At 71.6% G+C, this 11,022-nt stretch carries 8 protein-coding genes, 1 tRNA gene and 1 other RNA gene; 3 read left to right on the top strand and 7 right to left on the bottom strand.

Annotation, left to right across the window (positions count from 1 at the left end; all coding sequences use genetic code 11):
- Nucleotides 1-52: 52 nt before the first annotated feature.
- Genes ACGF0J_RS30940 through ACGF0J_RS30950 form a run of 3 tightly spaced genes read right to left on the bottom strand, consistent with a single transcriptional unit; the run spans nucleotide 53 to nucleotide 1,529 of the window.
- Entirely contained in the window at nucleotides 53-583 is a 531-nt protein-coding gene (locus ACGF0J_RS30940; protein WP_101787600.1) for a DUF5063 domain-containing protein, read from the bottom strand.
- On the bottom strand, nucleotides 576-1,175 hold the full coding sequence (gene recR, locus ACGF0J_RS30945) for a recombination mediator RecR (protein WP_101787599.1): 600 nt from the start codon (nucleotides 1,173-1,175) through the stop codon (nucleotides 576-578). The genes ACGF0J_RS30940 and recR overlap by 8 nt, the downstream gene beginning before the upstream one ends.
- Nucleotides 1,176-1,178: 3 nt before the next feature.
- Entirely contained in the window at nucleotides 1,179-1,529 is a 351-nt protein-coding gene (locus ACGF0J_RS30950) for a YbaB/EbfC family nucleoid-associated protein (RefSeq protein WP_393151441.1), read from the bottom strand.
- Between the two features lie 381 nt (nucleotides 1,530-1,910).
- On the opposite strand from ACGF0J_RS30950, the gene ACGF0J_RS30955 reads away from it, so the two are divergent.
- Entirely contained in the window at nucleotides 1,911-3,341 is a 1,431-nt protein-coding gene (locus ACGF0J_RS30955; RefSeq protein WP_393151443.1) for a GAF domain-containing protein, read from the top strand.
- 77 nt (nucleotides 3,342-3,418) lie between these two features.
- On the opposite strand, the gene ACGF0J_RS30960 is transcribed toward ACGF0J_RS30955, so the two are convergent.
- Together ACGF0J_RS30960 and ffs are read right to left on the bottom strand one after the other, a co-directional pair.
- Nucleotides 3,419-6,034 carry a DNA polymerase III subunit gamma and tau gene (locus ACGF0J_RS30960; protein WP_393151445.1) on the bottom strand — a complete coding sequence of 872 codons (2,616 nt, stop codon included), beginning with the start codon at nucleotides 6,032-6,034 and terminating at the stop codon, nucleotides 3,419-3,421.
- A 30-nt stretch (nucleotides 6,035-6,064) separates the two neighbouring features.
- Nucleotides 6,065-6,162, bottom strand: an RNA gene (gene ffs, locus ACGF0J_RS30965) — signal recognition particle sRNA small type.
- 118 nt (nucleotides 6,163-6,280) lie between these two features.
- On the opposite strand from ffs, the gene ACGF0J_RS30970 reads away from it, so the two are divergent.
- Nucleotides 6,281-6,368, top strand: a tRNA-Ser gene (locus ACGF0J_RS30970).
- Nucleotides 6,369-6,703: 335 nt separating this feature from the next.
- Here ACGF0J_RS30970 and ACGF0J_RS30975 read toward each other — a convergent pair.
- Nucleotides 6,704-9,529, bottom strand: coding sequence for a BTAD domain-containing putative transcriptional regulator (locus tag ACGF0J_RS30975; protein WP_393151447.1), 2,826 nt, complete (start codon nucleotides 9,527-9,529; stop codon nucleotides 6,704-6,706).
- 534 nt (nucleotides 9,530-10,063) lie between these two features.
- Here ACGF0J_RS30975 and ACGF0J_RS30980 point away from each other — a divergent pair.
- The gene (locus ACGF0J_RS30980; protein WP_393151449.1) at nucleotides 10,064-10,219 is read left to right on the top strand and encodes a hypothetical protein; all 156 of its coding nucleotides are present in this window, start codon (nucleotides 10,064-10,066) and stop codon (nucleotides 10,217-10,219) included.
- A 405-nt stretch (nucleotides 10,220-10,624) separates the two neighbouring features.
- Here the strand turns inward: ACGF0J_RS30980 and ACGF0J_RS30985 are convergent, their stop codons facing one another.
- Nucleotides 10,625-10,828 carry a hypothetical protein gene (locus tag ACGF0J_RS30985; RefSeq protein ID WP_393151451.1) on the bottom strand — a complete coding sequence of 68 codons (204 nt, stop codon included), beginning with the start codon at nucleotides 10,826-10,828 and terminating at the stop codon, nucleotides 10,625-10,627.
- Nucleotides 10,829-11,022 lie beyond the last annotated feature (194 nt).

Raw genomic sequence — 11,022 nt, forward strand, 5'->3', positions numbered from 1 at the left:
TACTGGGGGCCTCTCATGACACCGCTGGCTCATACCACTATGTGGGACGCGATCAGACCGTCGTGGTCTCCTCCGCCACGTCCAGCCGCGAGTGCGCCACGAGCGCCTGAAGCGCCCGCATCGCCGCCCCCGCGTGGTTGCCCCAGGTGTTGAAGTAGGAGTACTGCCACCACCACAGCGCCTCGTGCGGCCGGCCCGCCTGGAAGTGGCGCAGCCCGTGGATGAGGTCGGCCGCCACCGCCGTCAGGTCGTCGGACAGCCGGTACGGAGTGACCCCCGTGTCCTTGTACGGGTCGAACACCTCGGCGTAGTCGTCGACCGCCTCCAGCCGCTCGGCCAGCGCGGTGCGCACCCCGTCGATGTCGGGGTCCTCGCTCAGCGGCGGCTCGTAGTTGCCCGACAGGATCACGTCCTCGTTGGCGCCCAGCTTGGCGCCCGCGAGGCTCACCTGGGCGACCTCCACGAGCAGCAGCGACCAGATGGCGTCACCGCCCTCGCCGCCCGCCACCCTGGTCAGCCCGTCGAGATAGTTCTGCGCGTGCCCGGCGATCTCTTCTGCCAGCGCGGTCCACTGGTCAGACATCCAGCAGCCTCCGTCCTTCGAAAGCGCGGCCCAAGGTCACCTCGTCGGCGTACTCGAGGTCACCGCCCACAGGCAGACCGCTGGCCAATCGTGTCACTTTCACGCCCATCGGCTTGACCAGCCGGGCGAGGTACGTCGCCGTGGCCTCCCCCTCCAGGTTGGGGTCGGTGGCGAGGATGAGCTCGGTGACGCGGCCGTCGGCCAGCCGCGTCATGAGCTCACGGATGCGCAGGTCGTCGGGCCCGACGCCGTCGATCGGGCTGATCGCGCCCCCGAGCACGTGGTAGGTGCCGCGGAACTCGCGCGTCTTCTCGATCGCGACGACGTCCTTCGGCTCCTCCACCACACAGATCACGTGGGTGTCGCGGCGCGCGTCACGGCAGATGCGGCACTCCTCCTCGGAGGCCACGTTGCCGCAGACCCGGCAGAAGCGCACCTTCTCCTTGACCTCCAGCAGCGCGTGCGCCAGCCGCTTGACGTCGGCCGGGTCGGCCGCCAGCAGGTGGAACGCGATCCGCTGCGCGCTCTTGGGACCGACGCCGGGCAGCAGGCCCAGCTCGTCGATCAGGTTCTGGACGACCCCTTCGTACATGGCCTAGAACCCTGGCAGCTGGCCGAGACCGCCGCCGCCCAGCCCCTGGGCCAGCGGGCCGAGCTTCTCCTGCTGCATGTCGGCCGCGGCCCGCACGGCGTCGCGGACCGCCGCGATCACCAGGTCGGCGATCGTGTCGGCCGTGTCCTGCGGGTCGGCGGCGTCGATCACGCTCGGATCGATCTTGAGCTCGAGCAGCTCGCCCGAGCCGTTGACGACGGCCGTGACCAGGCCGCCGCCGGCCGAGCCCTCGATCTGCGCGTCGTTGAGCTCCTGCTGGGCGCTCACGAGCTGCTGCTGCATGAGCTGGGCCTGCTCCAGCAGCTGCTGCAGGTTGACATCCCCTGGGTTCACCGTCGTGCGCTCCTCGTGGCTCCGCGTTCTTGACTCCACGAGCCTACGGTGTTTGGGCCTGGTCATGTACTGGAGCCCTGCCGGTGTTTCGCCCCGGAACGGGATCGGCCCGCCGGACGCCCCCGTCCGGCGGGTCAACGGCGGATGCCACCGGCCCGATGTGCTGGCCGGATCCCGGCCCCCCTCCAGTGTCCGAGACCCGGCCACAACGCCGACCGGAGCGGCCGCACCATGCCGACGCCTGGATGGAACCATAGGCCCGCCCACGTTGCACACAGGTTGCTATCGTTCAATCACGTTTCGCGATCGGCTCTAACGACTTGCACGGACCCCTTCGGGCACGGATGCTCGCCATACGGGTCCGACTACTTGGAGTGTCCGATGAGTTACGCCGACCTCGCCGCGTACTCCCGCGTCCTTCGCGGCGCTCACGAGACGGCCACGACGGGGGAGGCGCGGCCCGCCGGGCCGCGGCGGCTGATCGGCGCCTCCTGGCGGCGTTCCCTGGACGCGGGCGTCGACCCCGCCACCCCGGCCGCTCCCCAGGCGTTCGGCGCCGCGGGCCTGGCCGACGCACGCGCCTCCCACCCGCTGCGGGCCCTGCTGCCGATGCTCACCGAGACCCTCGCGGGGATGGCCGACGAGGCGGAGCACATCATGGTGGTCACCGACCGCGAGGGCCGTGTCCTGTGGCGCGACGGCGACCGCGGCGTGATGCGCCGCGCCGACCGGGTGGGGCTCGCCGACGGCCACGCCTGGACCGAGGAACACATGGGCACCAACGGCATCGGCACCGCCCTGGCGATGCTGCGGCCGGTCCACGTCTACTCCGAGGAACACCTCGTCCACGTCCTGCACGTCTGGTCGTGCAGCGCCGCCCCGATCGTCGATCCCGACTCCGGCGAGGTGCTCGGCTGCCTCGACGTCAGCGGCACGGCGTCCCGCCTGCACCCGTCCACCGTGGCGCTGGTCAGCGCCACCGCCCGGCTCGCCGAGGCGCAGCTCACGCTGCGCATGCACGAGCACGACGAACGGCTGCGCCGCCGCCACGAGTCGGCGCGCTCGCGGCCCGGCATCCTGCTCTCCGCCACCGGCCGCGTCCTCGCCGGCGACCCCGGCGGGCTGGCCGGCGAGCGCGTGCCCCTCCCTGAGCCCGGCGGGCGCCTGCTGCTGCGCGACGGCCGGGTGGCGGTGCTCGAACCGTTCGCCGACGGCTACCTGCTGCGCTCCGCCCCCTCGGCCGCGCCCCCCACGCTCCGGCTCGCCCTCCTCGGCGACGGCCCGCCGACGGCCGTCCTCGACGAACGCCGCCTGCCGCTCTCCCTCCGGCACGCCGAGATCCTCGCCCTGCTCGCCCTCCACCCGCGCGGCCTCAGCGCCGAGCAGCTCTCCTTCCACCTGTACGGCGACGACGGCAACCCCGTCACCATCCGAGCCGAGATCCACCGCCTGCGCACCCAGTTGCGCGGCACGATCGGCGCCAAGCCGTACCGGCTCACCTCACCCGTCGAAGCCGACTTCCTGCAGGTGCGCCACCTGCTGGCGGCCGGCGACCCGGCGGTGCTGGCCCGCGCCTACCCCGGCCCGCTGCTGCCGCGCTCGGAGTCGCCGGAGATCCGCCGCGAACGCGACGAGCTGGAGGTCCAGGTACGCACCTGCCTGCTGCTGCGCGGCTCACCGGACGACCTGTGGACCTACGCGCAGACCTCCAACGGCCGGGCCGACTTCCAGGTCCTCGAACGCATCGCCGCCTGCCTGCCCTCCACCGACCACCGCGCCGTCGCGGCCCGGGTCCGCCTCTTCGCCGAATGACCGCGAAAGCGGATCCCACGCGGCGAAGGGGCACGACTCGTCCACCCGGGTTCGCAGAAACCCGCCGGGTGCCGTGGTCAGGTGTGGTCGATCTCGCCGATCACCTGGGCGCCCAGCTCGCGCTGCAGGAGGGCCATGCCGGACAGCTCGTCCACGTCGGCGTCGGCGTCGTTGAGCGGGTCCACGTCGTCGGCGTCGGGCCCGCGACGGCGGCCGGGCACGGCGGCCGGCCAGCCGGCGGAGCCGCCCTGGCGGGGTGCCGGAGCACGCGGACCGGCCTGAGCGGCCGCCTTGGCGGCCGACCGCGCCGCGGCCACGGCCGAGCTGGCCGCACCGGCGGCCACACCAGCCACCCCGCCCGGAGCCGCCCCGCCCGCGGCGGCCACACCGGCACCCGCGGCCACTCCGACAGCCAGCCCGTCCGCAGGGGCGGCGCCGCCCGAGCCGGCCGGGACCGCGCCTCTGCCGAGGGCGCCCGTGGTGCCGGTGGGGTCGGGCGTGGGCGGGGAGCCGGGGGCGAAGTCGTCGGGGGCGTCAGGCCACGACTCGTCGGTGGTCGGCCGGTTCGCCGCCCGGCCGACCGGTGGACCCGGCTCCTGCCCACCGCCCTCGACGGGCGCCACCCCGTGCGAGCTCGTCCGCCCCGCCGCCCCGTGCGAGCTCGTGCGCCCCGCCTCGGCGTGCGGCCCGGAGGCGACGGGCGGCTGCTGGGACGACGGCTGGGACGACGACGGCTGCTGCTGGGTTGACCGCGCGGGGCCCGGCGGCGGGCCGGTGTGCGAGCCTCTGCCGCCCGAGGGCAACGGCGAGCCGCCGACCACGGCCTCCACCCGCCAGGTGCCGCCCAGGACGTCGCCGAGCGCGGTGGCCACCACGGCGTCCTTGCCGCCACCCGTGAAGTTCTTCATCGCGCCGACCTGGGTGAACCCGAGCGTCACCAGGTTGCCTTCGACGCCCACGACCTGGGCGTTGGTGCTCACGTTGGCCCAGACGACGATGCTGCGCTGCTTGAGCGCGGCGAGCACCGCGGGCCACTGCTGCTGGATCGCCCCCGTGCCCATGCCCGACGGACCGGTGCCCGACGAGCCGGTGCCCGACGGGGCGGTACCGGACGGGGCGGTGCCGGACGCGCCAGTGCCGGACGCGACCGGGCCCGGCGCGTGGGCGGCCGGGGTGTGGGCGGCCGGGGTGTGGGCGGCCGGGGTGTGGGTGGCCGGGGTGTGGGTGGCCGGGGTGTGGGTGGCCGGGGTGGCCGCGCCGGGGCGCACCGGCTCGGGCCAGTCGTCCTGCCCTCCGGAGCCGCCCGGGACGCGCCCGGCCTGCGCGCCGTCGGACCCCGGCCCGCTTCCGGCGGCCGCGCCCACGGCGGCGGACGGCGGCCCCGCCGGGGAGCCGCCCTGGGCGCCGGACGGCGACGGAGCGGACGCGGAGGACTGCGCGGAGGGCTGCGGGGAGGGCTGCGCGGGAGGCGGCTGGTGGGCGGGCGCCTGCGGCGGGACACCGGGGCCCGCGGCGCGGGCGGCCATGGCGGCGACGGCGCCGCCGCGCTCCAGCCGTTCGAGCCGGGCCAGCAGCGCCTCCTCGCCCTGCGCCGCCCCCGGCAGCAGCACGCGCGCGCACATCAGCTCCAGCAGCAGCCGCGGAGACGTGGCCCCGCGCATCTCGGTGAGACCCGCGTTGAAGACCTCGGCTGCCCTGGTCAGCTCGGCCGGCCCCATCGACGCGGCCTGCCCCACCAGACGCTCCAGCTCGTCGGCCGGCCGGTCGAGCAGCCCGCTGCCCGCAGCCTCCGGCACGTTGGCCAGGATCACCAGGTCACGGAAGCGTTCCAGCAGGTCGGAGGCGAACCGGCGCGGGTCGTGGCCGCCCTCGATCACCCGGTTGACGGTGTGGAAGACCCGGGCGCCGTCGCGGTCGGCGAACGCGGCGACCACCTCGTCGAGCAGGTCGCCGTCGGTGTAGCCGAGCAGCGAGACGGCCTTGGCGTAGGTGATGCCGTCGTCGTCGGCACCCGCGAGGAGCTGGTCGAGGATGGACAGCGAGTCACGGGCCGACCCGGCTCCGGCGCGGACGACGAGCGGCAGGGCGTTCGGCTCGAAGGGAACGCTCTCGGAGGTGAGGATCTCCTCCAGCAGCGCGCGCAGCGTCGCCGGCGGCATCAGCCGGAACGGGTAGTGGTGGGTCCGCGACTTGATGGTGCCGATGACCTTCTCGGGCTCGGTCGTCGCGAAGATGAACTTCAGGTGTGGCGGGGGCTCCTCGACGAGCTTGAGCAGCGCGTTGAAACCCTCGCGGGTCACCATGTGCGCCTCGTCGATGATGTAGATCTTGTAGCGGGCGGACACGGGGGCGAAGAAGGCCCGTTCGCGCAGGTCGCGCGCGTCGTCCACACCGCCGTGCGAGGCGGCGTCGATCTCGATGACGTCGAGGTGGCCGGGGCCGGTGGGGGCGAGCGCCACGCACGACTCGCACACACCGCACGGGTCGGGTGTCGGGCCCTTCTCGCAGTTGAGCGAGCGCGCCAGGATCCGGGCGCTGGAGGTCTTGCCGCAGCCGCGCGGGCCGCTGAAGAGGTAGGCGTGGTTGATGCGCCCCGTACGCAACGCCTGCCGCAGCGGATCGGTGACGTGCTCCTGGCCCTTGACCTCGGCGAAGGTCCCAGGGCGGTATCTGCGGTAAAGCGCAAGGCTCATGCGACCATCCCGCCTGCGAGGGGCTCACAACGAAGAGAACCCCTCGCACACCCGCCAGAGCCCGCTTATCCTTGCTGCCTTCCGGCCCTGGGGAGGTTCACAGGATGACGCCGCGCGAGGGGTCCGTGGACAGTCTAACCGGATCCGGCAGTGCTCGCTCCCCTGTCGCCACAGTGGGGGTCACGGTTAAGGCCACGGCGGAAATCGTGGTCCGCACACCCTTGTGAGTCCGGTAAGCTCGTCGGCGGAGGATTCGCCTAGTGGCCGAGGGCGCACGCTTGGAAAGCGTGTATAGGGCAACCTATCAGGGGTTCAAATCCCCTATCCTCCGCCAGCTCAGAAGGGGTGTGCCATGATCATGGCACACCCCTTCCGGCTTTCCGGTCTCAGTTGGCACCATCGCGGCGCCCAGGACATGTCACAACCGGGCCGACAAGAGATCGCCTGCGCCGCCCACAACGCTCACATCCCCTCAGGCGGAGTGTGACGGAAAGCCCGTTCGAGCTCTCTTCGAGAGGAGACCCCAAGCTTCTTGTACAGGTTCATTCCGACCGCTGGACCTGCACTTGATCCGGTGGCGAGCGGAGTGTCCTCGTAGCCCGGCCGCCGTCACCCAGAATTCGTACAGCTCGAAATGCCGGGCATGGGTGACACGCGCCGGGGTGAGGGTCAGAGCATATTCTTGATCGGCTGGGGTGGTTCCGGCACGGCCTGGGCGAGGATTTCGGTCGCCTCCCGTGGTGTGAGCAGGCGGGCGTCGCGCAGGAGGCGGACGGACTCCTCCCACTGTTGCCGTGCTTCGCCGTGCCGTTCGAGGTCGTGCAGCGTGGTGCCGAACCACCAGCGCGACACGGCTTCCTTCAGGCGATATCCCGACTCGCGGAGCAGCCGCACGGCCGTCGTGTAACTCTCCACCGCCTCGGTCAGCCGACCGGCATGACGGTAGGCGTCGCCCAGCGAACCGTGTGCAATGCCTGCATCGGCGAGCGGGCCCACCTTCGGTCCCAGTTCCACCAACTGGCGTGCTTCAGCGATCGCCTCGTCGAAGCGCCCCTGACGGTAGTAGACGTGGACCCGGTTGTTGCGGAGCACGACCGTGGCCTCAGGGCGTTCGGCGTCGTCGTTGAGCGTCAAAGCGGACTCCAGGTAGCCGAGCGCGTCGTCGAGACGGCCCACGATCGTGTTGATGACGCCGAGGTTGTTGAGGGCTCCGGCCTTCCTTCGGGGCAGTTCCGCGCGGTCCCAGTCGGTGAGAGCTGTCTTCAGGTGCGCGATCGCGGCGTCGTATTGGCCCTGGTCTCGGTAAACCCAGCCGAGGAAGCTGCGGAGCTGGGCCTTGTCCTCCCATGCCTCGATGCGATCGGCTACCTCGATGGCGTGCGCGTAGAGGTCGGCCAGTTGGGTGTGCCAGCCCTGGTAACAAAAGGGCCAGTGGAGTCCGATGACCAGGCCGACGGCGGTCGCCGGGTCCGGGCCGACCAACGCCTGCTGCGCGGCGGCGAGCAGGTTGTCCCGCTCGTCCTGGACCCATCGTTCCGCCTCCGCCAGGTCCTTGAAGGTGCTGTCGGGCAACTCGACCGGGCATCGCAGCACGGCATCGCCGCTGAGCAGGGTGCTCGCCATCCAGAGGGTGGTCAGGTAGTGGTGGAGCGTGCGCCGTACGGCGGTGGTGCGGTCCTCCTCCGGCAGGTCCTGGTGTGCCCGTTCGCGGGCATAGAGGCCGACCAGGTCGTGGAACTGGTAGCGGTCGGGTCCGGCGGGTTCGAGGAGGCGGGCGTCCTGGAGGCGTTCCAGGGCGGCTTCGGCGCGGTGGTGGGGCCAGCCGGTCAGGGCGGCGGTGGCGGCCGGGGTGTGGGTGGGCAGACCTGTCAGTCCGAGCAGGGGCAGCAGATGCGCGGCGTCACGGCCGGCGGGCTCTTCCCGGAGGTGGTGGTGGCTGACCGCGATACTGGCGCGGACGGCCAGGTCGGCGTATTCCAGCACGTCCAGGCGGCGGGTCGCGTCGGCCAGCCGTACTTCCAGGTCGGACAGGGTCCAGTCGGGGCGGGCGGCCAGGCGGGCGCCGACGATGCGCAGGGCGAGGGGGGAGCCGCCGCACAGGTGGGCGATCCGCTCGGCAGCCTGTGGTTCGGCGTGGACTCGGTCGGGTCCGGCCAGGCGGGACAGTAGCGCGGCGGCGTCGGCGGCGTTCAGGGTGCCCAGGTGGAGGTGGTGGGCGTTGTCCAGGGTGGCCAGCGGGTCCCTGCTGGTGATCAGGACCCGGCAGCCGGGGCCGGCGGGGATGAGCGGGCGGATCTGGCGGGCGTCGCGGGAGTTGTCCAGGATGACCAGCAGGTTGCAGGTCGCGGTCAGGGAGCGGTAGCGGGCGGCGGCCTCGCCGGGGTCGGCGGGGATGGCGGTGCCGTCCAGGCCGAGGGAGTGCAGCAGGTGGCGCAGGGCTTGGGCCGGGGTCAGCGGGTCGAGGCCGGGGGTGGATCCGTGCAGGTTGAGGTAGATGACGCCGTCGGTGAATCGGGCGGCCATGGCATGAGCGACGTGAACGGCCAGGGCGGATTTGCCGATGCCGCCAGGTCCGTCGATCACAGTGATGGCAGGCCCGCGGGTAGGTCCGCTGGCGGGGCCGAGCGCGGTGCGCAGGCAGCCGATCTCGGTGGCGCGAGCGGTGAAGGCCTGAATGTCGGCGGGCAGTTCGGCCGGGATGTACGGCTCGCTGAGCGTGACCTGTTGGGCCGGGGTGCTCAGGTCGAGGGCGGGGTCCTTGACCAGGACGGCCTGGTGCAGGCGGCGTAGTTCTGCGCTGGGCTCGATGCCGAGTTCGGAGACCATGATCCGGCGGGTGTCCTGGTAGACGGCGAGCGCTTCGGATGGGCGGCCGGCACGGTGCAGGGCGAGCATGAGCTGGGCGGCGGGGCGTTCGCGTAGTGGGTGGGCCCGCACGTGTACGGCCAGGTCGTCGGCCAGCGCGTGGTGGTCGCCGGCGGCGAGGCGGAGATCGGCGTGGTCTTCCAGGACGGTGCGATGTTCCTCTTCCAGGCGGGTGGCTTCGATGCGTGCCCAGGGGTCGGTCAGCCCGGCCAGTGGTTCGCCTCGCCACAACTGCAGGGCCGTGCGGAACAGGGCGTCCGCGGCGGCGCTGCCGCCTTGCGCCTGGGCGGTGCGGGCGCGTTTGGCCAGGCGGGCGAACAGGTGGGCGTCGATGTGGTCGGGTTCGAGCGCGAGCCGGTAGCCGCCGGGCACGGTCTGGATGATCTCTCCGGTGGTGTGCGGTGCAAGGATTTCGCGGATTTTGGAGATCACGATGTGGAGTTGTTTGCCCGCGGTCGCCGCGGAGCTGTCTCCCCAAATGTCGGTGAGGATCCGCTCGGTGTGGACGACCTGCCCGGCGTTCAGGGCGAGCCTGGCCAGCACACCGATTCGTCGTCGCCCGGCGAACCGGACCGGTTCGTCACCGGCCAGGACCTGCCACGGGCCGAGGAATCTGATCTCCAGCGTCACGAGGAGCGCTGCCCTCCTTCAACGAAGTCGGCATTGAACAGGATGATCGAGCCCATTTGTGGCGATTGCTAGTGGAACGCCGTCTTCGTGCAGGCTTCCGGCGTCTTGGTTCACATATGCATGTCTAGACGTGCAGGCTTACATGTGACTTGCATCAGACTCGTCAGGCTACTGATCACCAGGAGAGAGCACGGCAGGACTGCCCCACGGCATCCGTACCGGCTGACCACACGGCGGGATCGGGCTGGCGCTGCGCAGTGCGGGCGGGCCGCTCGGAGCGATGCTCGCCGGATGCGTCGCCGTCGGGTCGAGACAGCATGAGCGCTTCTACTGCGCGGGGCACTTTCCACCTCCGGTTGAAGGCGGCCTGCAAGTCGTCAAGCAAGGTGTTCACCCGCAAACGGCCCGCCCCTTGACGCGGAGACCGATTCTCGCCGTACACAGGCTCATACCCCAGCCTGTATGGAGGTTTGTCTCGCGATCTCTGTGTCCAATACCATCACCTTTGTGTCTTCGTATCGCACGGGAGGTCTCGTGACACACGTCAGACTGCTCAAGAAGCTCGCCGCTGTGGCCGCAGCCGGTCTTCTCGCGCTCGGCCTTGGCGCTGCGACCGCCTCTTCCGCCTCCGCCGCGGACAAAATCTACGACGTCACTCCCTCCGGCGAGATTTCCTCCAACCTTCAGTAGTGATTCCATGGTGCCGTCGGTCTCCGGCGGCCAGGTGACCCGCCGTAGCTACCGATCGCGGGCGCGTTCGAATCGGCGACGGCGGTGCTGACCGAGCCGCTGGTCCGCACGGTCAGCGTCTCCCTCGCGTTGAACGCCGTTCACGCGCCCACCTTCCTGATCCCGCGTGAGTACGCCACGGTGCTCGACCTCCGGGCAAGGACACGGGTGGCACCTACTGCATGTGCGCGGGGAGAGGAAGACCACCGACGGCAATCCGGAGGACGGCAACCTTCTGACGGGCAGGATCGTGGCCGGACTGACCTTATGGCTAGGTGGTGCCGCCCGGAAGTCTCTCGGGGGTTGACGGACTGAGACTGATTGTCCGTGGCCATGTAAAAGTGGCTCTGGCGCAAAAGTGTGTGCTCAACAAACGGCCGCGGAGTCATTGTGCAGCAGATCGAGCAACCAGCGGGCGATGCCCGCCTGGAGATCTTCCTCCCTCACCTGTCCGGCCTGGTCATCGAGGACGTGACAGATCGAGGCCGTTACGTGCTCCTCACCGAGGTCAGCATGAGAGCCGATGCCGCAGTTGGAAATCCCGATGACCGGCGGCGAACGAAGGTCCACAGACTTGGAAAGCGTGTACAGGGCAACCTATCAGGGGTTCAAATCCCCTATCCTCCGCCAGCTCAGAGGGGTGGGGGGGGGGGGGGGGGGGGGGGGCCCGCCCGCGCCGGCCCCCCCCCCCCCCCCCCCCGCGGGCCCCCCCCCCCCCCCGCGGCGCCCCCCCCCCCCCCCCCGGGGCGGGGCGGGGGGGCGGG

Origin of the sequence: Nonomuraea sp. NPDC047897 (assembly GCF_043204415.1) — a bacterium.
Lineage (GTDB): Bacteria > Actinomycetota > Actinomycetes > Streptosporangiales > Streptosporangiaceae > Nonomuraea.

Coding starts and splice junctions, on each gene's coding strand:
- ACGF0J_RS30940 (WP_101787600.1), bottom strand. CDS start 583: ATGTCTGACCAGTGGACCGCGCTGGCAGAAGAGATCGCCGGGCACGCG.
- recR (WP_101787599.1), bottom strand. CDS start 1,175: ATGTACGAAGGGGTCGTCCAGAACCTGATCGACGAGCTGGGCCTGCTG.
- ACGF0J_RS30955 (WP_393151443.1), top strand. CDS start 1,911: ATGAGTTACGCCGACCTCGCCGCGTACTCCCGCGTCCTTCGCGGCGCT.
- ACGF0J_RS30960 (WP_393151445.1), bottom strand. CDS start 6,034: ATGAGCCTTGCGCTTTACCGCAGATACCGCCCTGGGACCTTCGCCGAG.